Origin of the sequence: Segatella copri (assembly GCF_024330485.1) — a bacterium.
Lineage (GTDB): Bacteria > Bacteroidota > Bacteroidia > Bacteroidales > Bacteroidaceae > Prevotella > Prevotella copri_L.
On sequence record NZ_JANDWX010000002.1, the window covers coordinates 128,026 to 151,240 of the forward strand.

At 44.1% G+C, this 23,215-nt stretch carries 16 protein-coding genes and 1 pseudogene; 7 read left to right on the forward strand and 10 right to left on the reverse strand.

Going from position 1 to position 23,215, the window contains the following annotated elements; translation table 11 throughout:
- The first annotated feature begins 17 nt into the window (after nucleotides 1-17).
- The 4 genes from NNC77_RS03085 (at nucleotide 18) to NNC77_RS03100 (ending at nucleotide 6,094) form a co-directional block, all read left to right on the forward strand.
- A complete protein-coding gene (locus NNC77_RS03085; protein ID WP_254969824.1) occupies nucleotides 18-1,736 on the forward strand; it encodes a RagB/SusD family nutrient uptake outer membrane protein in 1,719 nt (572 codons plus the stop codon).
- A gap of 32 nt (nucleotides 1,737-1,768) precedes the next feature.
- On the forward strand, nucleotides 1,769-3,028 hold the full coding sequence (locus NNC77_RS03090) for a SusE domain-containing protein (protein WP_254969823.1): 1,260 nt from the start codon (nucleotides 1,769-1,771) through the stop codon (nucleotides 3,026-3,028).
- 22 nt (nucleotides 3,029-3,050) lie between these two features.
- Entirely contained in the window at nucleotides 3,051-4,448 is a 1,398-nt protein-coding gene (locus NNC77_RS03095; RefSeq protein WP_254969821.1) for an Outer membrane protein SusF domain-containing protein, read from the forward strand.
- A gap of 506 nt (nucleotides 4,449-4,954) precedes the next feature.
- Nucleotides 4,955-6,094 carry an AAA family ATPase gene (locus NNC77_RS03100; RefSeq protein WP_217744311.1) on the forward strand — a complete coding sequence of 380 codons (1,140 nt, stop codon included), beginning with the start codon at nucleotides 4,955-4,957 and terminating at the stop codon, nucleotides 6,092-6,094.
- A 450-nt stretch (nucleotides 6,095-6,544) separates the two neighbouring features.
- Here the strand turns inward: NNC77_RS03100 and NNC77_RS03105 are convergent, their stop codons facing one another.
- From NNC77_RS03105 to NNC77_RS03155, 10 genes and pseudogenes are all read right to left on the reverse strand, one after another.
- Nucleotides 6,545-6,937, reverse strand: a complete 393-nt coding sequence (locus NNC77_RS03105) for a PD-(D/E)XK nuclease family transposase (RefSeq protein ID WP_254969819.1) — start codon at nucleotides 6,935-6,937, stop codon at nucleotides 6,545-6,547.
- A 44-nt stretch (nucleotides 6,938-6,981) separates the two neighbouring features.
- Nucleotides 6,982-7,188 (reverse strand): hypothetical protein, encoded by a 207-nt coding sequence (locus NNC77_RS03110; RefSeq protein ID WP_117588152.1) that lies wholly within the window; start codon nucleotides 7,186-7,188, stop codon nucleotides 6,982-6,984.
- A 250-nt stretch (nucleotides 7,189-7,438) separates the two neighbouring features.
- Nucleotides 7,439-7,798, reverse strand: coding sequence for a winged helix-turn-helix transcriptional regulator (locus NNC77_RS16655; protein ID WP_367398718.1), 360 nt, complete (start codon nucleotides 7,796-7,798; stop codon nucleotides 7,439-7,441).
- A 77-nt stretch (nucleotides 7,799-7,875) separates the two neighbouring features.
- Nucleotides 7,876-8,211 (reverse strand): transposase, encoded by a 336-nt coding sequence (locus tag NNC77_RS03120; RefSeq protein ID WP_254969817.1) that lies wholly within the window; start codon nucleotides 8,209-8,211, stop codon nucleotides 7,876-7,878.
- Nucleotides 8,212-8,236: 25 nt separating this feature from the next.
- Nucleotides 8,237-8,786 (reverse strand): annotated as a pseudogene (locus NNC77_RS03130) (ORF6N domain-containing protein).
- A complete protein-coding gene (locus tag NNC77_RS03135; protein ID WP_254969816.1) occupies nucleotides 8,783-9,949 on the reverse strand; it encodes a PDDEXK nuclease domain-containing protein in 1,167 nt (388 codons plus the stop codon). The pseudogene NNC77_RS03130 and the gene NNC77_RS03135 overlap by 4 nt, the downstream one beginning before the upstream one ends.
- A gap of 259 nt (nucleotides 9,950-10,208) precedes the next feature.
- The gene (locus tag NNC77_RS03140; RefSeq protein WP_254969815.1) at nucleotides 10,209-11,609 is read right to left on the reverse strand and encodes an Outer membrane protein SusF domain-containing protein; all 1,401 of its coding nucleotides are present in this window, start codon (nucleotides 11,607-11,609) and stop codon (nucleotides 10,209-10,211) included.
- Between the two features lie 16 nt (nucleotides 11,610-11,625).
- Nucleotides 11,626-12,819: a SusF/SusE family outer membrane protein gene (locus NNC77_RS03145; protein WP_117695723.1), complete on the reverse strand. Its 1,194-nt coding sequence runs from the start codon at nucleotides 12,817-12,819 to the stop codon at nucleotides 11,626-11,628.
- 38 nt (nucleotides 12,820-12,857) lie between these two features.
- A complete protein-coding gene (susD, locus tag NNC77_RS03150) occupies nucleotides 12,858-14,537 on the reverse strand; it encodes a starch-binding outer membrane lipoprotein SusD (RefSeq protein WP_254969814.1) in 1,680 nt (559 codons plus the stop codon).
- 20 nt (nucleotides 14,538-14,557) lie between these two features.
- Nucleotides 14,558-17,605 carry a SusC/RagA family TonB-linked outer membrane protein gene (locus NNC77_RS03155; RefSeq protein WP_254969868.1) on the reverse strand — a complete coding sequence of 1,016 codons (3,048 nt, stop codon included), beginning with the start codon at nucleotides 17,603-17,605 and terminating at the stop codon, nucleotides 14,558-14,560.
- Nucleotides 17,606-17,951: 346 nt separating this feature from the next.
- Between NNC77_RS03155 and NNC77_RS03160 the strand changes: the two genes are divergently transcribed.
- From NNC77_RS03160 to NNC77_RS03170, 3 genes are all read left to right on the forward strand, one after another.
- A complete protein-coding gene (locus NNC77_RS03160) occupies nucleotides 17,952-18,977 on the forward strand; it encodes a LacI family DNA-binding transcriptional regulator (RefSeq protein WP_118066268.1) in 1,026 nt (341 codons plus the stop codon).
- Between the two features lie 20 nt (nucleotides 18,978-18,997).
- Nucleotides 18,998-20,332 (forward strand): MFS transporter, encoded by a 1,335-nt coding sequence (locus tag NNC77_RS03165; RefSeq protein ID WP_218435266.1) that lies wholly within the window; start codon nucleotides 18,998-19,000, stop codon nucleotides 20,330-20,332.
- Between the two features lie 177 nt (nucleotides 20,333-20,509).
- Entirely contained in the window at nucleotides 20,510-23,185 is a 2,676-nt protein-coding gene (locus NNC77_RS03170) for a 4-alpha-glucanotransferase (protein ID WP_254969813.1), read from the forward strand.
- The last annotated feature ends 30 nt before the right edge of the window (nucleotides 23,186-23,215 follow it).

The window sequence follows — 23,215 nt, forward strand, 5'->3', positions numbered from 1 at the left end:
TTAAAATAGATTTCAATATGAAACTCAATAAATTCAAAACAATCGTTCCTGCTGCAGCGCTTCTGTTTTCAGCAAGTTTGTGCTCTTGTATGGATGATTTGGACAAGGGAAACATTGATCCAAATAGTGACGCAAATCCAAACATAACAGGCTTGTATAGCAAGTGCTATGCTGGACTTATCATGGAAGGTAATGATGGTAATGCCGATTTCAACATTCAAGACAACGGCAAATCCACTTTGATACGTAACATATACAACTTCAATGAGTTACCTACTGACGAATCAATCTGTTGGTGGTCTGATGGTGGTCTCACCGAAATTAGCTACAACCAGTTCAAAGCAGATAATGAAACTCTGAAGTATTTGTACTATCGTATGATGTCTAATATCTCATTCGAGAATCATTTCTTAGGACTCGAGGCAGCAAAAGAAGATAAGACCAAGTATGCAGAGGTACGTGTTATCCGTGCTTACCACTATTTATTGATGCTTGACTTCTGGGGCGATCCTTCATTCACAGATAAGATTTCGTCAGAGACTCCACGTCAGGCTCACACCTACAATACTAAATATGATCCAAACAAGAGTTACACTCGTGCAGAGCTTCTTCAGATGGGTCGTGAGTTCTTGTTTAACTGGGTAGAAAGCGAATTGCTTGCTGCAGAGCCAGACCTATTGGCAGCAAAGCCTGAGAAAGATACAGAAGCAGACTATGGTCGTGTAGACAAAGGAACATGCTGGTTGCTCTTAAGCCGTCTGTACCTCAATGCCGGTACATACCTCAACAATGATGGTCAGAACAATCCTCATTGGGACAAGGCGCTTGAATACGCAGAGAAAGTAATTAATTCAGACTATAAACTCTTCCTCGAAACAGATATGTCTGCAGAGGCAAAGGCTAACGGCTACAAGCCATACGACATGCTCTTCATGGGCGACAATGGTTCGAATGGTGCAAGCTGCGAGGCTCTTCTGCCATTGATGCAGGATGGCGACAAGACCCAAGGCTACGGAGGTTCACTTTTCTTCGTTGCTGCAAGTATAGATGCTAATTCCAGAACTGTTACAGGTAAGACATTAGGTACATCTGCTACCAACTGGTCAGGTATGCGTGTTCGTCCTTCATTCTTAACCAAATTTGTCAACAAGCCTTCGGATTTCGAAGGTAAGACTGCTGAACAGATTCGCGCTATGGGTATTGATGACCGTGCCATGATTTGGGGTGTAGACCATAAATTAGACCTGGGTAAGAATGACGCCTTCAAACAGGGACTCACCATTGTAAAATGGAATAACAATTACTCCAACCATGGAACTACACATGATACGGAAAAAGTAGATACAGACTTCTTCCTCTTCCGTGTAGCAGAGGCTTACCTCAACGCTGCTGAAGCAGAAATGCATCTTAACGGCGCAAATTCTGATAAGGCTAAGGGATGGATTGATGCTCTTCGCGATCGTGCCCACGCAGAAAAACGTCAAACATATTCTCTTGAAGACGTGCTTGATGAGCGTGCCCGTGAGTTGTACTGCGAAGGTCTCCGCCGTACCGACTTGATTCGTTTCAATCAGTTTGGTGGCAGTCAGGCTACATACAATTGGGAACTTAAGGGTGGTAACGAGAAGGGTACAACCTTCGACAAGAAGTTTAATGTATATCCTCTCCCATCTTCTGAGATTCTTGCCAACCCGAACCTGACACAGATTGACGGATATAACGAGGTTCAAAACTAAAGTATAATAGATTCATAAAAAGTAAACGCAATATGAAGAATAAATATATAATTGGTGCTATGCTTGTCGGCATCATCAGCTTATTCGCATCATGTTCGGATGACAACGACTCAAACCCTACGCTGATCCAGCCTACGGAGTTCAAGTTGAATACTCCAGAATATGTAAATTCTACTATTGACTTGGAGCATTCTACAGGACTTAGCCTTTCATGGTCACAGCCTAAGTACACTGCCGACAATGCCCCAATCAATGTAACATACGAGGTACAGGTATCTCCAACCAACACCTTCACAGTTTCTACTGATGAAGCTGCTGCAGACGAGAGTGGCGAGAAAGTTGCCGATTATGCAGCACTCAGCCACACTACACTGGAATGCAAAACTTCAGCCTCTGCTGAAGAAATAGACAAGGCTTTGGTAAAGATTCTGAAATTAACAGAAGACAATGTTCCTGCAGAGCAGGATGCGTATGTACGTGTGAATGCTTTCATCCTTGAGGGCACAAATCGTCTGAATCCTATCGCATCTAACTCTGTACAACTTAAGGTAAAACCTTACTATATTGAGTTGAAGGATGCTACTCCAACAATGTGGTATCTCGTAGGTAACATGTTTGGCGGCAAGTGGGCTGGTGACAAGAGTATTGGTGTTGACGCACTTCCTATGTTCCTTAAGCCAAACTTCTCTTACGACAAGAAGACTGGTGCTGGTGAGATTGAATACACTAACTACTTCCTTACAGACGAATTCAACGATAATGCAGAATCTGCTGTAGCAGGTTTCAAGATTCTGCCTTCAAGCTTCAACTGGGATTACAGTATGGACGGCGGTGGAAAGTTGAAGGACAATATCGCCTATCGTGGTTCAACTAATAGCGATGGTGGTCATATCCTTGCAGGAGCAGACGGTTACTACACAATCACATTGAACACCGCCAACAATACAGCCACTATGGTGAAGTACGAGGGTAATGTAACCAACTATGGTACTATCCAGATTGCTGGCTCATTCAACGAGTGGGCAGATACTCCAATGCTTCCTTACAACACGGAAGGCGTTGAGAACCACGCTTGGTATTATGTAATGGAAGTTCCTGCTGGCGAGACTGCACAGTTCAAGTTCAAGATTGCAGGATCTTGGGATACAAGCTGGGGTTATGGCAAAGCAGACGGCGATATCAATATGTTCGGTAAGTGTGAGGCTGGTGGCAAGAACCTCGGCTTGGCAGAAGGCAAGTACGTCATCTCATTCAACGACATCACAGGTGCATTCAGCATCGTTAAATTGTAAATCACTTAAAGTATAGACAATTATGATTAAGAAAATATTATTGGGAATGACCCTGCTGATGTCTATGGTATCTTGTACCGAGGACTACACAGACTGGGCTAACCCACAGACAAATCCTGAGGAGGAAGCTGTATCATTTGGAAACGGTAGCGTTACTCCAGAAGGTGTCATCAACTTGGCAGATGTTACAGGAGATAAGGTAAAAGTAGCGAGCATTGTTGCTCCTACTTCTACCAAAGATACTTACACGCCTAGTTTCAAGATTAATTTCGATGGTCAGTCATTCGACATTGATGCTGATGGTAACATGGCAAAAGCTGACTTGGTAAATTACATCACCAATAAGTATGGCAAGCGTCCTACAGAGCGCGACATCGATGCTACTCTTGACGCATGGCAAAGCAATGGCTCAACAGCCGTAAAGATGGTTACATCTGAAACATTCCAGGTTAAGGCTATTCCTGAGGCTCCAGTTATCGAAGAAGGCTATTACCTCGTAGGCGACATGTTTACTACAGATGACGTAAATGGCTGGACTAAGGGTGTTGCAAAAGCATTCAACCACAGCGACAAGGATGTATATGAGGATCCGGTCTTCACCGTATCTTTCGAAACAACCAAGGCAGACCAGTATTGGAAGATTATTCCTAAGAAAAACATTGATGCAGATGACCTCTGGGCTCCAGGTGTTGTAGGACCTAAGGTTGACGGCGACGACAGTATGACTGGTGCGCTGACAAACGGTGACGCTAAGGCAGGTAAGATTGCCAAGGCTGGTAAGTATAAGCTCACCATCAACATGATGGACTACTCTTATACCATAGAGGAGGTTAACTACGATCCATTCATCTACTTCATCGGTAGTACTGATGGTTGGAAATCTTCTGACCAGAAGCTTGCTCTCGTAGACGATGCAAAGGGCGTATACACTGGTTATGTTTATTTGGCCGATCCTAACGCTGCTGGCTTTGAGTTCAAGTTCCAGCGTAAAGCAGGTATTTGGGACAATGCTATTGGTGCAGGTACATTTGTAAGCTTTGGTGGAGCTGCTATCGGCGTCGACAATGGCAACCTCGGCGTAAATGCAGGAGAAGGTGTTTACTACATGGATGTTAATCTTTCAGAAGGCACTATCACAGCCACTAAGATTGAGACCATGGGTATGATTGGTGGCTTCAACAATTGGGATGGCGACGCAGTCATGACTTGGAATGCTGAAGAGTATTGCTTCGAGGCAACTAATGTTGGTGTGACAGCCGACGGTTGGAAGTTCCGCGTAAATGGTGGTTGGGACATCAACCTCGGTGGAAGCATCAACAACCTGACAGCAGGTGGTGACAACATTACAGTAGCAGGCAAAACTGTCAAGTTGTATCCAACAAGAAAGACAAAAGACAATATCTACTGCACAGTAGAATAAGTATTTGTTTCATCATAATAAAAATAGTATAACCAATAGGCGGCTCTCAATTCCGGGAGCCGCCTATTTTTCTTTCTCCTCATCCTTTTCAAGTATTTTTTCCCTAAAACCTTGGAAGTTACGAGGAAAAGTCGTATCTTTGCATAAGAAAAGCTGCACTCGACAAATTGAAAGCAAGCTTTCTTTGCGCTCGTTTGCATTTTCTTTGCCACCAAATAGCTTAAAAAAAATTTTCGTTTATGTAAAACTTGGGTTAAAGATAATGAATCTGTGTGAATCTGTGGGAGATTTTTTATGCCCTGGGCTAGCAGCTTCAGCCTTTACCTTTCCACAGTAGTGCAGTGTGAAGTATTTTTGCTTATTCCGTTGTCTGTACATCAGAGGCGGCTTTAGGAGATAATTATTATTAAAAAACTAGAAAACATTTGGCGGTCTCGTTTTTTATTGCGTAATTTGCGTTGCGTAAAAAGCGCAATGAACGTTTGTATAATGAATGATAACAAGATATGGCAAGATTGAACAATCCTTTTGTGGTATATGGCTATAAGGGCGCAGAGTATTTCTGCGACCGCCAGAAAGAGACGGAGAAAATGATTTCTTCGCTGCATAATGAACGTAACATCACGTTGGTTGCCCCACGCCGTATGGGTAAGACGGGATTAATTCATCATGTATTCCATCAGATGGAGGAGCAATATGCGGAAGTGAAGTGTTTCTATCTCGACATCTTTGCCACCAAGAATCTGGAGCAGATGGTGCAACTGATGGCTTCTGAAATCATCGGAAAGCTGGATACTGTTTCCCAATCAGCCCTTCGGAAGGTACAGGAATTCTTCAGCAGCTGGCGTCCTACTCTGACGATAGATGAATTGACAGGCATTCCTTCTTTTTCTTTAGACTTGAAACCGAGTGAAGGGAAGGAGAGTTTGAAACGAATCTTTGAATATTTGAAGCAATCGGGAAAGCGATGCTACATTGCCATTGATGAGTTTCAGCAGATATTAAGTTATCCGGAGGATGGGGTTGAGGCGATGATCCGTTCTTATATCCAGTTCTTGCCGAATGTATATTTCGTGTTTTCGGGCAGTCAGCAGCACATGATGCAGGAGATGTTTCTGTCGGCAAACCGTCCATTCTTCCAGAGTTCGCTGGTGTTGTCTTTGCCTTGCATCGGGGAGCAGGTGTATCGGGAGTTTGCCAATCGCTTGTTGGCATCTCAGCACAGGTCGATAGATGAATCTACCTTTTCTTATATTTATCAGCAGTCTGATCGTGTAACCTGGTATGTGCAGTCGATATTGCATGGCATCTACGAGCATGCTTCTTCCGAGATTACGAAGTCTCTGGTAGATGAGGTGATTCTGGAGCTGATTGAGGAGCAGGCGATGACTTATCAGAACTATTGTGCCTGGCTAACCGAGAACCAGCAGATGCTTTTGGGGGCGATAGCTCGTGAGCATTTGGTATCTTCGCCGTTGAGCCAGCAGTTTATCAGCACCCACCATCTTCCAGCTACGAGCAGCGTGAAAACAGCATTAAAGGCATTGGTAGATAAGCAGCTGGTAAGCAAGACTCCGACTGGCTATCTGGTTAGCGACCGCTTCTTTGCGAAATGGCTGGTGAGAGGAGGAATCATAGCCAACTGAGGAAATGAAAATTACGTCCCGATGCTTGGCTATGGTGAGATGGATGATAACAATGCTGCAACTTATATGATGCAAGGAATCAATTATAACGATGCAAGGAAGCCTTTCTTACGATTGCGTGACATTTGTCATGCGTTTATACGACACTTGTCGTACGGTCGGATGACAAATGTCGTATAATCACATGACATATATCAAAGTATAAATAAACCTAATATTTTACACCAAAAGATACAAGTTATCACATTATTATATATATATGCATCATCTTTCATAGAAGACAAAGAATGCGAATTCAACAAGCAAGTGCAAAAATCCATCCCATTGTCTGTTAAAGAATATAATCATAAAAATCTTGAAAACGTGCAGAAGGCTTAATACGATTTGCATAACGTAAAGGCATACAAAAAAGGCGGCTCCCGAAAACGAGAGCCGCCTAGTAATCTCTTCTTATTCCTTCATTTTCTGAATTTCCTCCAGCGGAAGCTCTGTGGCTGTTGCCACTTGCGCTTCAGAAAGACCCATTGACAGAAGGCGGCGAGCTGTGGCTAGCTTTTCTTTTTCCATACCTTTCGCCATACCTTTTGCCATACCTATTTCCATCCCTTTCTTTTCATCAAACTTTCTGGTGGCATATATATCACGCATATTCTTGATGTCCTCGTCATACAGCTCAAGTTCCTCTCGGGAGAGCTTGCGGAGGTCGCCTATTTCTGCCAACTTGCGGAAGACTGGATACTTCTCGCTGAATGGCATCTGTTCAAACATGTTCATATTCTTCACTATATAAATCCAACAATCAAATATATCCATACACTCTGCCTCCGTATGTTTGTCGAACAATGGCTGTTAGATTAATTATAATACAATGTTTGTAATAGAGTATTTCATTCTAAGCACTGTTTGATTAAGTCGTGAGCATCTTTTGCATGATATACTCTGCCAGCTTTAACATCTTCTAGGGCTTCTTTAATACCACTTTTCTTTTCGGTTTGAATAACCCAGCCAAACTTCTTTGCCAGTTTCTTTAATAAGTTGAAGTCAACTTGCGGAACAGTTATAGTTGTTTTTATATTATTTATAGCTACATTCATATTGCTTTCCTTTTAATGTTATTTTTAATGCTACCGCAAAGAAAATGCAAACGAGCGCAAAGAAAGCTTGCTTTCAATTTGCCGAGTGCAGCTTTTCTTATGCAAAGATACGACTTTTCTCTTTAATATCCAAATGTTTAAGTGAAAAATACTTGAAAAGGGGGAGGAGAAAAAGAAAATAGGCGACTCCCGGAATGGAGGAGAGCCGCCTATTGAATATTGTTGTTTCGATGATGAAACGAAGGATTATTTATTCTTTGATTTCCCAATGGCCTCCAAATGTAGAAGAACCAACACGCTCTATTCTTTTTTGAGCCTTTAGCTTTTCTATATGTTTTTGTATTGCACTTGCCTTGATAGCTAGTTTGTCCACGAGCTCTTGTCTTGTTATATACGGATTGTCTTTTATTAATTCAAAAACCTTTTCAATTGTTTTTGGTGATCTAGTTTGACCACCAGTTTGACCACCAGTTTGACCACCAGTTTCATTAGGAATAGGTAATCGTAGTTCTACCTCTTGTAACTCGTATTTATCTATTAATTCAGGCTTACCCCAACCTGATTCTTTGAAGCTTTTGCCCTTGCAGGGCGACAGTTTTGCGTCCGTAATTACCTAGGGCGATGCCCTGGGCTAGGGGCTTCTGCCCCTTCGGGGCGTATTCCCTGAAAGCTCAGTCCGGTTCAGGCTTATTCCTTCAATTTCTGGATTTCCTCCAGTGGAAGTTCGGTGGCTGTTGATACTTGCTCATCAGAAAGTCCCATGGACAGAAGGCGGCGAGCTGTGGCTAGCTTTTCTTTTTCCATACCTTTCGCCATACCTTTTGCCATACCTTTCGCCATACCTATTTCCATCCCTTTCTTTTCATCAAACTTTCTGGTGGAATATATATCACGCATATTCTTGATGTCCTCGTCATACAGCTCTAGTTCCTCTCGGGAGAGCTTGCGGAGGTCGCCTATTTCTGCCAACTTGCGGAAGACTGGATACTTCTCGCTGAATGGCATCTGTTCAAACATGTTCATATTCTTTCCTCCTTTTTATATTGTTTTATTCTTTGGATTCTCTTTTGGTTTCTATAGAAAATTTCAGCACTCCTAAATTTACCCCAAAAGTCAATCTGCGCATTTTTAATGGCAGCTTATCTGCGAAGACTTCGTTCATAGCAGCTTGTATCTTACCTTCTGTTGCTTTGTCTGGTAAAAATACCATGCTCCTTTGCATCTTCATTCACCTTATCTATAGTTCTTGCCAATTTGCGAAGTTGAGTGAAAGTATCAATGATGGCAATGGTTGTACTGATGGCTAAATCACCTTTCAGAATTGTGGCAAGCATATAAAGTCCTTGTTCAGTAAATGCGTGAGGTGCAACAGTGGAATGCTTGAGGGTATTGAACCGGTGGAAATTTTCCACCAGTTCCTGTTTCTCGCTGCTATTCAGTTCAATAATATAACCAGGGGGAAACTTTTTGGGGTTATTTTTAACCGCTTTGTTTATATCTCTGGTTTCTACTCCATACAATTCCGCAACATCTCTGTCAAGGATGACTTGCGTATCCCTGATGACAATGATTTTACTTTCTGTTTTTACAATAATTATTCTTCCTTGTTTTTTAGCAAGTCCATCATTTTCTTCATATCAGGCAAAGCCTTGCGTAACCTTTCAGGCATGTCATCCAACGTCTTGTAGGTAGCAACTCCCATCGGCTTGCTGTAGTCTCGAACAGCATATTCTGCATAAGAGTAGTTTGCTGATTGGCAAAGAATGATTCCAATAGACGGATTCTCGTGTGGCTTACGCACCTTGTCGTCGAGAATTTGGAGATAGCCAAAAAGTTGCCCAAGATAAGAGGTCTTAAACTCGCCAAGTTTTAGCTCTATGCAAACCATGGCGTTCAATTCTCGATTGAAAAACAGCAGGTCTGGGAATTGTTCAACACCATAGATTTCCAAATGGTATTGGTTGCCGATGAAAGCAAAGTCTCTGCCAAAGGTCATGATGAAATTCTTGATGTTCTGAACGATGCTTTGTTCTACAACTCGTTCGTCGACATCTATTTTTTCGCGTTCCCCAATCTCTTCTACATTGATAAAGTCAAGTAGATATTCATCCTTGAACATTTCTACTGCACGTCGAGCTTCCCTAGGATTGTTGATGGTCCTGGTAAAATTGTTAGGCATGCGTCCTTGGCTATGGTAAGCATCCTCCTTTATAAGTTGGCGGAGCTTCTTTACGGAAAGATGTTCCTCTACAGTGCGGTGAATATAATAAAAGCGTGCCGAAGTTTCTTTTGGTCCACTAATGATGGAAGAGTGGTGTGTGAATGGTACTTTAAAGAAGTCCTCAACAGGAAAATCTGGAATATTAGAAATAGATAAAGTATGGAATATATCTATCTGATTTTCACTATTTTGTAATTCAGCGGTTGCAACCGCTGAATTCTCAAAGCACAATTCGGCGGTTGCAACCGCCGAATTGCTGTCAAGCATATTCCATGCTTCATAAAAACGTCTCATATCCTTCATTTGAGTTTCCGAGAATCCTCGAAGACCAGGTAGTTCCTTACGAAGTTGTTCGCTGATGGCTGCTAATGCGCCCTCGCCCCATACTCCTTTGCGGGTATGTTGTGAAAGATATTTTCCGATGGCAAAATATAAAGCAAGTTGTATGCGGTTCACACCTTTGGCTGCTTCATATTGTCCTTGAAGTATGGCTGTCTTTATAGCGTTGACAGCATTGTTATATTGTATCAAACTATCCATAGAGTAATGTTTTAATTTGGTCTTCTAACAGAAGGCATACGGATTTTGGGACAAAGAAAATGCAAACGAGCGCAAAGAAAGCTTGCTTTCAATTTGCCGAGTGCAGCTTTTCTTCTGCAAAGATACGATTTTTCCTCGTAACTTCCAAGGTTTTTGGGAAAAAATACTTGAAAAGGATGAGGAGAAAGAAAAAAAAATAGGCGACTCTCGGAATTGAGAGCCGCCTATTAATTTTAAGTTTATTTGATGAAGCAAATGCTTACTTCTTTGTCATCACACATTTAGCAAAGCCTTCAGCCCAAGCATAAAGCTTGATGTCGTAAGTACCTGCTTCTACAGTGATGTTTCCACCATTCTTTGTTGTGAGGTTATCTAACTCTCCACCCCAACTGATGGCCCAATCGTCGTTGGCGCGGAACTTGATTTCACCAGCACTCAATGTGATGTTCTTAACTTCCCAGTAGCCATTAACTTCCTTGGTATCTTTATTGTAAGGAACGTAAGTCATATCTACGTCTGACTCCCAACCATTAGGTGATGCGCTACCAATGATTCCAATAGATGTAATAGGAGTCAGTTCGTATTTCTTCTCAGACAAATCAACATCTACCTGATAGTAACCTGCAGGTTCTGTAATAGTGATGTTGGCTGCATCTGGAGCAGTATTGAAGTCTGCGCCATAGTTGGTGCCCTTCCACTCTGGCTGAGTACAGAACTTGAAACCATTCTGGTTCAGGTACATGTAACCAGTGAATTTTACACCATCTTCACCTGCGAGATAGTCATTTGTTGCCCAGCCATTAGCATCGCCTGCCATATAGAGGATAGGCTTGCCTACAGAGTAAGACAGGTTGTTCATGTCGAGAGTTACAATCCATGTACCAGTACCTACGATAACCATGGTCTGTGGTGTACCCCAGCTGTCGCCAGTATAATAGATTGTACCAGAAGCATCTTCGCTACCGTCTTTCTCGCAACCCAAGACACCTGTGTTGATAACATCCCAGTTGCCGGTTTCATCCCACTTGCTACCTTCGTAGAACTTAAAATAGTTCTTATCTTTCTCTGTGGTGACCTTGAGCTGGTAAACACCATCAGACACTTTGTTCATCCATACAGGTTTTGTTGGCTTCCATCCATTGCCATTAACTTCACCGAGCATGTAGTAACCTTTCTCATCAATAGCAGGAGTTGGGGATGGCTTAAGTTTGGCTGTAGTCGTACCTACAGTATTGATGGCAACGGCATCACCTGATGCCAAGTTGACAGAAACCTTAGACTCAACGTTGATGTCACGAGCAACGCTTGCGCGTGATTTGTTCTGGCTGCAGAGAATCTTCTCCAATTCTGTTGCGCCTACCTGAATGCTGTTACCGTTGATTTCGCCTTTAATGGCTTCGCCATTTACTTTCAAGTCTTTGAGTGTGAAACCTGTAACATCTGCATCTGATGAATTGACTGTGACGAGATTGATAATACCGTCATCGTCTGGCAAGCTACTTTCAGCTTCAGTACCTGCTGCGAAAGTAATTCCGTATTTGGCAGCTGAGGCCTCCTGTGGATTGGTCTGAGGATTAGCCCAATCATCGTAGTCGCCGTTGCAGCTGGCAAGTGTAACACTTGCCAAGACTGCTAAGCTATATAATAATGTTTTTTTCATTGTGCTTTGGTCTTAATTATTTAACTTCTGCTGTGTAATTATCAAAGTCGATATACAACTTCTGTCCAACTTGGGTTGTTACAGAGTAATCTGCGCCCTCAGTCTCAGCCCAGCTGTTTACAATATCATATCTACGCCAGAAGACGTTGCCCTTGTAAAGAGTGAACTCTGTACGATACCAATCTAATTTGCCTACCTTGACAGCTGCGCGAAGCTCTGCGCTGGCAGTGAATGCTGGAGAAACCCATTTGCCATTCTTATCTGCTGGAGCTGTCAGAGCATAAGCGTCATCAAATGCCCAAGTACCAGACATCTCGACACTACCACCTAAGATGTAAACCTTTGTTGGGTAAACAGTCAGTGTCCAATCGATGTTCTTCTTGTCTTCGGTAATCTTACCCTTGAAGTGGAGAGTGTACCAACCTGCGTTTGCTACCTTGATTCTATGCTCTTCACCTTCTGAGATACCGGCGTTGGCCTCATCGTTGATTTCCTTGATACGGTTGTAACCGCGGTCGTCATTGTTCTCGGTACCCCACTTGAACTCACCACCAGCTGGCAAGTAGATTATACCATAGTAGTTACCTTCCAAACCAAAGACCTTAGGAATTGGTTTCCAACTCTTCCATGGATCCTGGATAGAACTACCAATCAAGTAGAGGTTGTCAGTGAACTTAGCATCAGGAGCCTCATAAGTAGCCTTCACAGAACGCAAGGTGATGGTATTTGAGAATGTCTCGCCCAAACTTGTATCAGTAGCGTCTCCAATCACAGCACGCAAGCGAATGTAAACAGGCATTTCTGCAGGAACACTTGTATCTGGATTTGCAGCCTGGAAGAGAGCTACTATAGCGTTGTTTATTTCAGTTGCATTAACTTGCATATCGGCAGTTCTATAGAATGTCGCTAACTCTGTGTGAGTTGCAGTACCATCGCTGACGAATGCTGGATCGATAGATACCTGTACGTAATATCTCATAGAGTAAGGTACTCCACCATAGTTTGGCTGAGAACATGTCAATCTTAAACTTTTTGCACTGATGAGATCGTAAGTATTGTTTTCTGCTACGGCAGGAGTGTTCAATACAAATCCATCTGCAACATGACTCAAGTCCAATGTAGGGTTGCTGTCTCTGTCATCATCGCATGATGTAAAGAGCAAAGGGAGTACCAATGCTGGCAACAGCATGAATTTGAATATCTTTTTCATAATTCTTTCTTTTTTTATTTAATCTGTTAACCTAACAATTAGTATTTTGGGTTCTGTGTCATGTTAGGGTTGTTCTTAGTCTCATTACCTGGGATAGGGTAGATATCGAAATGCGATTCAATACCTGCACCATTAGGTACACCACCCTTGAAACTCCAGAGATACGCTGAACCACTGAACAAGCCAAAACGAACCAAGTCTGAACGACGGCGGCCTTCCAAATAGAACTCACGGCACCATTCGTCAATAAGGGTCTGATTATCTACTGATGTAGCTTCTGTCCCACGGTGAGCACGGTCCTGAACTAACTTGATGTCAGCCAAACCTTCCTGACTGCCGTTGAGACGGAACTTAGCTTCTGCTCGGGTCAGATAGATTTCTGCCAGGCGGAACAATGGGATGTCGGTGTCTGAAAAGTTCTGGTCATGCTGTGCTGTACCATCTGCGTGGAAATTGCTCCACTTTACGATAGCCGCACCGTTCAGAGGGTCTGTGATAGCATCACCTGGATTGAGTGTACGAACTTTTCCACTTTCGCAGCCACCTACACCCATGTATAACAAAGCTCGGTCGTCTTTTGCCTTTGCTATAACAGCGTCTGTGCCGATGCCTTTCTCATTATCTTTTGCGATAATCTGATCCTTTGTTGCATTAGGTAAAACATCATCTGTAGTTGCCATAGGAATTTTCCCGTCAGGGAAGAACTTCTTAACCAAGTCTTCGCGTGCAAAGATACATTTCCAAGGGTCAGCGGTACTTGCTGATGGCATGCCAGCTTTGGTGCAGGCTGCTACGAGATAAGTAGAACCGCCATACTGGCGAGTCTTCAAACCATCCTGACGAACAGCAAAGATGATTTCCTTCATAGCCTCTGGATTGCAATCATTGTCGCCCATGAACAACTGCTGGTAACCGCTGTAGCCATTCTTTGCTTCGCGAGAAAGGTCATATTTGCCGCTATTGATAATCTTGTCGCAATAATCGATAGCCTTCTGGTAGTCCTTAACCTGACCATCTGTATAAACAGCTGAGTTAAGTGCCAAACGAGCATGGAGGGCATAAGCTGCACCACGGTCGGCACGTCCGAAATTCTCACTGTTATTATAAGCACCCACCTCTGCCATCATAGGCTCGATAGTTTCCAACTCTTTATCCAGCCAGTTATAGAGATCTACTCCTGACTTCTCTACAGGGAGAGAATCGTCGAAGGTTTCCTTGAAAGGAGCCTTGCGATAAAGGTCGAGGAAATAATAGTAGTTCAGTGCACGGAGGAAGCGGACTTCTGCAATCTTATCTTCGCTCATCTTACCTGTCTGCTCGGAAATAAACTGGTTGTACAGGGTGATGTCGAAAATTAATCGCTGGTATGCCCAGTTTACTCGTGCATTACTCTTATCCCAGTTCATGTTGGTAATAGCGGCAATACCTTCATTGTCTTGCCATGCCCACAAAATTTCGTCTGTCATTAATTCTTGCAAGTTGAAGACGGTACGGATAAATCCGCTCTCACCCTCGTCTCCACTCAAGTCTGCTGAACCAGCAGGACCTTTCTGACCTGTAAGACCGAGGGTTGCATACTGTTTAGCCAAGAGGCCCTCCGCAGTATATGTTGGGGAAGACTGTGGATCAATGGACTTGATATTCAGTTCGTCTGCGCATGAGACAAAGCCCATGCACAACATACTTGCCATTGCAGTCGTTATAAATAGTTTTTTCATAATTGTCTCCTTTTTTATTTTTAGATGTTAAGATTCAAACCAAGCTGGAAGCTTATTGGACGTGGGTAAGGATTACTGTCGATACCACTGCTTACCTCAGGGTCAATACCCTTATACTTGGAAATGATGAATGGGTTCTGAACTGTGAAGAAAATTCGACCACTGCAAATCTTCTCAGCACCAGCCTTAATCAATGCAGGGAAGCTATATCCCAATGTCATGTTTGTACACTTCAAGTAAGAAGCATTGCGTACGAAGTAGTCACTGGTGTTGGTTGCTTTTGAGGTTTTACCCCAGAAACCAAGATCAACAGCTTCTGCTGTAGTATTTCTGAAGATGTTGTCTTTATTGAGGTCGGCTAAAACTGCCTTCTCGTTCAAGAAATCGTAGTAAACATAGTTGCCGATAGAGGCATGGAATGCTGCACTGAAGTCCCAGTTCTTATAGATGAACTTGGTGGTGAGACCCATGATTACGTCAGGAGCTGGGCTCTTGTAGCAATAGCGGTCGTCATCATCGATTGTACCATTTCCGTCGCGGTCAACATACAGACCCTCGATAGGTTTGCCGTTTTCATCATAAACCTGCTGGAAAACATAGAATGATTTGATAGGCTGGCCTACCTTGTTTACCTGAATCTTGGTGTTGTTACCACGAGATACTTTATCTCCAGTCCATACCCAGTCTTGCAAACCTGCATCCAATTGTGTGATTTCGTTGTGGTTCCATCCTACGTTGTAGGTTACATCCCATATGAAGTCCTTTGTAACAATAGGCTTGACATCGAATGCCAATTCAACACCATAGTTTTCCAAAGAACCAATATTCTTCAGAAGCTGGTCGCCAAAGTTAGTACCACCGGCGATGGCAATTGTTGACAGAAGGTCGGTAGTCTTACGATAGTAACCATCCACATTCATACCGAAACGACCATTGAGAGCGGTGAAGTCTAAACCAGCATTGTAGGTTGTTGTCTTTTCCCAAGTCAATTCAGGATTGTATGCTGATGGACGCATGGTTATATAATATTTGTCACCAAATGGATACTGTGCATAAGTATCGCTGACTGTATATACAGGAGTATAGTAGAAGTCTGGAATACCATTCTGCTGACCAGTCATACCCCAACCCAAGCGGAGCTTCAACTCATCAAGCCATTTTGCGTCCTTCAAGAAAGGTTCGTTGTTAATCTTCCAAGCAAAGGCTGCAGCAGGGAAGTAACCCCACTTCTTGCCTTTTTTGAAACGAGAAGAACCATCGGCACGGAATGTTGCTGTAAGCAAATAGCGATCTAACAAGTTGTAATTAAAACGTCCGAAGTAAGACACCAATGAGTTGTGAGCCTTCCACATGGTGTTCTTCTGATACGTTGGACTATATATATAGTTCATTTTACCATCTGCTTCAACGAACTGAGGATTGTTGTCTCTCAAGTACTCATCAATACCACTTCCGTAGTTATAGCCTGTTCTGTGGTAGTGGCTCTGCTCTGCACCTGCCATGATGTCGATATCATGAACACCGAACTTGTGTGCATATTCAGCAAAAGCTTTTCCTTCGATGCTATATTTGTATTGATGGTCAGTGCCATAATATCCAAAATAGTTGTTAGAGAAGGAATACTTGGAAATGTCTTCATTCTGCTTACCATCTGTATACTGGGCACCGATGGCAGCATGCAAATGCAAGTCTTCGAAGCCATGAATCTTGTAGTCTACCTCAAGGTTTCCTGAAATATCATTAGACTTTGCTATACACTTGTAGTTGTCGAGAACTGCAACTGGGTTCTGTGTAACTTGAGAGGCAGCCATCTTCTTCCAATCAGGATCGCTAATCTGGTCGCTCTTGTTCTGCAAGTACTGGAAATATCCACCAACGTATTTGTAGTCTTCACCATTTCCATATACAGGCTGTGTAGGATCCATTGACAATGCATTACCGATAGCATCACCAACTTTTGCATAGCGGTCCTTCTCGAACATATACTTTGCTGTGAAGTTGAAGTTCAAGTGCTTATCGAGGAAAGAAGGAGCAACATTGACAGATGTATTGAAACGCTTCATCCATGTTGTCTTGACAATACCATTGTTGTCTTCGAAACCTAAGCTGACGCGATAAGGCATATTCTTCAGACCACCCTGAATACTAATGTTGTGATTAGTAGAAACAGAGGTGCGGAAAATCTCATTCTGCCAGTCTGTATCGTAACTGCCTAATGTGCTTGTGTCGATACCAAGAGAGGTAAGAGCCTGCTTGTACTCGCTGGCATTCATCACATCATATTTCTTCTGGATGGTTGACAGTGTTACGTTGCCATTATAAGTAACAGAAGGCTTCTGACCAGAACGTCCCTTCTTGGTTGTAATGATGATGACACCATTAGAAGCACGGGAACCGTAAATTGCTGTAGCAGACGCATCTTTCAATACAGTGAAGCTCTCGATATCGTTAGGGTTAATCATGGCTAAGACGTTACTCATACCCTTGTTGGTATTGTTGTCAATAGCCAAACCATCGATTACGTAGAGAGGGTCATTAGAAGCACTCAGAGAAGCACCACCACGGATACGAATCTGTGCACCGGTACCAGGCTGACCGCCACCAGTCTGTACATCTACACCGGCAATCTTACCTACCAACATATCAGAGGCACTGCTTGTGATACCCTTTGACATCTCGTCTGGCTTGATAGCTGTAACAGAACCAGTCAAGTCGTTCTTCTTAGCGCGACCATAACCAATGACAACGACCTCGTTCAAAGACTTCTGGTCGTCAACCAAGGTAATCATCATGTTAGATGTTGCTTTGATTGTTTTTGGAGTCATTCCCAGATAAGTGAAAGTAAGGTTTGCACCTGGCGCTGCATCAACAGAGAAGTTACCATCCATGTCGGTAATGCCCACTGCCTTACCGTTAACTGTAATGGTAGCACCCATGACAGGCTCACCAGAAGCATCCTTCACATGTCCCTTAATTGCATTACTCTGCGCAAAGGAACTCACCGTCAGAAGCAGACCGCTTGCTAGGGTCAACGCTCTGAGAGGCAATTTAATTTTTACCTGCTTCATCATTTGCTTTGATTTTTAAGTTAATGAATTATATTTATTTATCTACTTTTTCTTCTTTTCTTTTTGGCTTAAGTTGTCATCGTTCCTACTCAAAATGTCGTTCTGGCTCTTGTTTAGTCTTTCTGGCATCTTACTTATATTATATAAGGTAGGAATGGGGCGTTTGCCCATAAACTTGTCGTTTCTGTGTGCAAAATTAAGTTCTTTTCTCTTATGTTGTACTATTTTTATGTTAATTCCGTTATTTATTTTGTGCAAACGTTTGCACAGAAATTACTTGATTTAAGTCAAGAACTTTGAACTGATATTAAGGATATTTCGTAATTTTGCAGCACAACTAATAGCAATGGGCGATAAAGAAACAATAACAATGAAAGATATAGCTCGCGACCTGGGCGTAAGTGTTGCCACGGTGAGCCGAGCATTGAAGGACAGTTCTCGTATCAGTACTGCCCAAAAGGAGCGTATTCAGAAATACGCGCGTGAACATAACTTCTTTCCTAATTTCCTGGGTGAAGCTTTAAGACATAATAAGGTGAAGCCGATGAAGGTGATTGGAGTTATTGTACCTCAGGTGGTACACTATTACTTCATGTCGGTGCTTTCGGGTATAGAGGAAGAGGCTAGAGCCAGAGGTTACCGTGTGATGGTGGCGCAGAGTAACGAGCGTTACGATAAGGAGGTGGCCATCTGTGAAGACTTCTATCAGAACAAGGTTTGTGGCATCATCGTTTCACAGGCGAAGGATACCAAGCAGTATGACCATTTCGAAAAACTGCTGCAGAATGGGGTGCCGCTTATCTTCTATGATAGAATATGTACGGGCGTGAACTGCTCGCGAGTGGTGGTAGATGACTATATGGGTGCCTTTACTGCCGTTACCCACATGATTGATACGGGCTGCAAGAAGATTGCCTTCTACGGCTCGCCGATGAATCTGGAAATCTCCAAAAACCGATATAACGGTTATCATGATGCGCTGGTAAAGCATGGTTTGACGGAGAACCCTGACTGGGTGAAGATCTGCGATGACCGTGCCAGTGCCGAAGCAATAACGCCGGATATTCTGAAAGGGGAAGATCGTCCGGATGCGTTCTTCGCCATCAATGATGATACGGCAATCGGCATTCTCTATACCGCCAAGCGGATGGGGCTCAAGGTGCCTGAAGAAATCAGCATCTGCGGATTCACCAATGGTGACCGTGCCAAGGCGTGCGACCCGATGCTTACTACGGTTGAGCAGCGAGGTGTTGCCGTAGGCGAGGAAGCTGCCAATATCCTGATTGGCCAGGTGGAAGGCTCCATTCCTAGAGATGAGGTGGAGAAGCGAGTGGTGAGAACACGACTCGTGGTGAGAGGAACAACAAGATAAAAATATAAAAGCATAACAATATGAAACAAAAACCTGATTTAAGTTTCTGGAAGCTCTGGAACTTGAGCTTCGGATTTTTCGGAGTACAGATTGCCTACGCCCTACAGAGCGCCAACATCTCCCGAATCTTTGCAACGTTGGGTGCTGACCCACACAACTTGAGTTATTTCTGGATTCTCCCTCCTCTGATGGGAATCCTGGTTCAGCCTATCGTGGGCACGTTGAGCGATAAGACGTGGTGCCGCTTCGGTCGCCGCATCCCTTATCTCTTTGTGGGTGCTACGATTGCCGTCCTGGTAATGTGCCTGCTGCCGAATGCCGGTTCGCTCGGACTGACCGTGAGCGGTGCGATGCTCTTCGGACTGATAGCGCTGATGTTCCTCGATACGAGCATCAACATGGCGATGCAGCCGTTCAAGATGCTGGTAGGCGATATGGTAAATGAAAAACAGAAGGCAAAGGCTTACTCTATCCAGAGTTTCCTCTGCAATGCCGGTTCTGTAGCCGGATATATCTTCCCATTCCTCTTTACCTTCCTCGGTATCAAAAATTATGCAGAGAAGGGTGTGGTTCCTGATTCTGTCATCTGGTCGTTCTATATCGGTGCGGCTATCCTGATTCTCTGTGTTATCTACACCACGATGAAGGTGAAGGAGTGGAATCCACAGCAGTATGCGGACTATAATGAAGCGAAGAGTGAAGAGGGAAGAGTGAAGAATTCTAATGCTGAGGCTTCTGAAGACAAGGCCGGTTGGATTACTTTGCTGCGCAAGGCGCCATCTACCTTCTGGAAGGTGGGACTGGTTCAGTTCTTCTGCTGGGCTGGTTTCCTTTATCTCTGGAATTATTCTACGGGAGCCATCGCTGAAACCGTATGGAATACGACCGACCCTGCTTCTGAAGCATTTCAGGAGGCAGGCAACTGGGTGGGCATTCTCTTTGCCGTACAGGCGGTAGGTAGTGTTATCTGGGCTGTGATTCTCCCTCAGTTTAAGAATACGAAGGTGGCATACGCTGTCAGTCTGGTTGTCGGTGGTGTGGGCTTTGCCCTGATACCATTCCTGCATGACCAGTATCTGCAGTTTATTCCGTTCCTGATGATTGGTGCCGGTTGGGCAGCTATGCTGGCGATGCCTTTCACCTTTGTTACCAATGCTTTGCAGGGATATGGTCACATGGGTGCTTATCTCGGCCTGTTTAACGGAACCATCTGTATCCCTCAGATTGTGGCTGCCATCTGCGGTGGAACTGTCCTGAGTCTGGTGGGTTCTCATCAGAGCGATATGATGATTGTGGCAGGTATCCTGCTGATTGCGGGTGCGCTGTCTGTGAGTATCATCAAGTATAAGAAATAGGTGTAAGTAACAGAGTGAACGATTAATTGATTGTTTCTACGGAGTGGGGGATGTGCAAACGTTTGCAAGGTTTGTGTGAGAAAAAATGCAAATTTCTGATACGTTTTTCATACGTTTTTCTTACCTTTGTAGCAGCAAATATAAATTATAACATTTTCAAGAGCCTTTAAGAGTCTTATGACAGTACAGTTTAATATTGAGTATAAAGCAATGTTCGGCGAACAGATCGTCGTAAACATTCAGACGGAGGAAGGTGAACTGAAACTTCCTCTCGAGACAACAGATGGTGAAAGATGGGCATGCGACTGGTGTGTTGAATCACCAGAAAAATCGTATACCTATTATTATAGTGTAGAACGTGAAGGTAGAGCAGTCAAGACCGAATGGCTTATGATTAAGCATCAGCTCGAAGTAAATGCCAAGAAGGCTGCGGTTTATACCCTTTACGATCATTGGAAGGCTATGCCAGAGGATGCTTTCCTCTACAGCAGTGCCTTTACCGATTGCATCAATCATCAGGTTCCACAGAAGATGAAGCCGGAAACGGGCAGCAAGATTGTGCGTCTGATAGTCCGTGCTCCTCAGCTTCGTGATGGTGAGCGTCTGGGTGTATTGGGTGCAGATAAAGCTTTGGGTGCTTGGGATGTGCAGAAGATTCTTCCGATGACTCAGCATACCTATAATGAATGGGTTGCTGATATTGATGCGACTCATCTTGAGGGCAGTCATCTGGAGTTTAAGTTCGTGGCTTTCAGAAATGCAAAGAACGAGCTTCTCTGGGAAACCAGCATGAACAGAACCGTGGATTTGCCGGAGATGAAGGCAGGTGAGTTGGTATCTTATGAACTCGACCAGGCTTTCTTCGCTCTGTATAACCGCAAACTTGCCGGAACGCTGGTGCCAGTATTCTCATTGCGTACCCGTAAGAGTGCCGGTATCGGTGACTTCGGTGATCTGAAGACCATGATTGATTTTGTGGCTTCTACCGGTCAGAAGGTGCTCCAGCTCCTTCCTATCAATGATACCACCATCACCCATACATGGACCGACAGTTATCCATATAGCTGCATCAGCGTCTTCGCCATTCATCCGCAGTATGCCAACCTTCATGCTCTTCCTGAGTTGAAGGATGCAAAGGCTCGTGCTGAGGCTGAGAAGACACGTGCAGAGTTGAACGCACTGGATAAGATAGACTACGAAAAGGTAAATGATTTCAAGATAAATTACTTGCGCCAAATCTTCAATCAGGAAGGTGAAAAGATGATGAAGACAGCCGAATACAAGGCTTTCTTCCAGGATACTAAACAGTGGTTGGTTCCTTACGCCCAGTATTCATACCTGCGTGATAAGAATGGTACGGCTGATTTCAACCAGTGGCCAGATCATCAGGTATGGGATGAGGCTGAACGCAAGGCACTTACCGACCCTAAGACTGCAGCTTACAAGAACGTGGCGTTCTTCTATTTCGTACAGTTCGTACTGGACCGCCAGATGCAGGAGGCTCACGAGCATGCCAAGGCTAAGGGCGTTATTTTGAAGGGTGATATTCCAATCGGCGTAAACCGCAATGGTTGTGATGTATGGATGGAACCTAAATACTTCAACCTCAATGGTCAGGCGGGTGCTCCACCTGATGACTTCTCTGCCAATGGTCAGAACTGGGGATTCCCTACCTATAACTGGTTTGAGATGCTGAAGGATGGCTGCCAGTGGTGGAACCGCCGTTTCCAGAACATGGCAAGATATTTTGATGCTTACCGCATCGACCACGTATTGGGCTTCTTCCGTATTTGGGAGATTCCGGTACATAGCGTACATGGATTGCTCGGACAGTTTGCTCCTGCGCTCGCCATGAGCCGTGAAGAGATAGAAAGCTATGGTTTGCACTTCCAGGATGACCGTTTTACCCGTCCGTTCATTACCGATTGGGTATTGGACCGTGTGTTCCATGAGCGTGCCGGCGAGGTAAAGGAGAAGTATCTCGACCGTCTGGATGACGAGCGTTATCAGATGAAGCCTGAGGTAGATACCCAGCGCAAGGTAGAGGCTCTCTTTGCTGATGCAACAGATGAGAAGGAACTTTGGCTGCGTGATGGCTTGTATGCCCTGATCAGCGATGTACTCTTCGTACGTGATCATACCAACCCTGGCGTCTTCCATCCACGTATCTCAGCCCAGCTTGACTTTATCTACGAGTCGCTCTATGATAATGACAAGGCTGCGTTCAACCGCCTTTACAACGACTATTTCTATCGCCGCAACAACCAGTTCTGGTATCAGGAGGCGATGAAGAAGTTGCCTAAGCTGGTTCAGGCTACCCGCATGCTGGTTTGTGCCGAAGACCTTGGTATGGTGCCTGATTGTGTGCCATGGGTGATGGATGAACTGAAGATTTTGAGTCTGGAACTCCAGAGCATGCCAAAGGATCCATCGGTTAAGTTCGGATATCTGAGCCGTAATCCATATCGTTCTGTATGTACCATTTCCAGCCACGATATGCCTACTCTGCGCATGTGGTGGGATGAGAATGTCCAGCGTACCCAGGAGTATTACAATACGATGCTCTACCGTCAGGGACCTGCTCCTCATCCACTCCCAGGCTGGTTGGCTAGTGACATCATCAGCCGCCATCTCACCTCTCCATCCATGCTCTGCATATTGAGCATCCAGGACTGGCTGGCTACCGATGAGGCTCTCCGTCTGCCGGATGCCGATGCCGAGCGTATCAATATCCCGGCTAACCCTAAGCATTACTGGCGTTACCGCATGCACCTCAACATAGAGGATCTGGCTGCTGACAAGCGTTTCGTGCAGAATATCACAGAGATGATTTCGCAGTCTGGAAGAGTCTAACTAACATGATTATATATACCGTGCAAACGT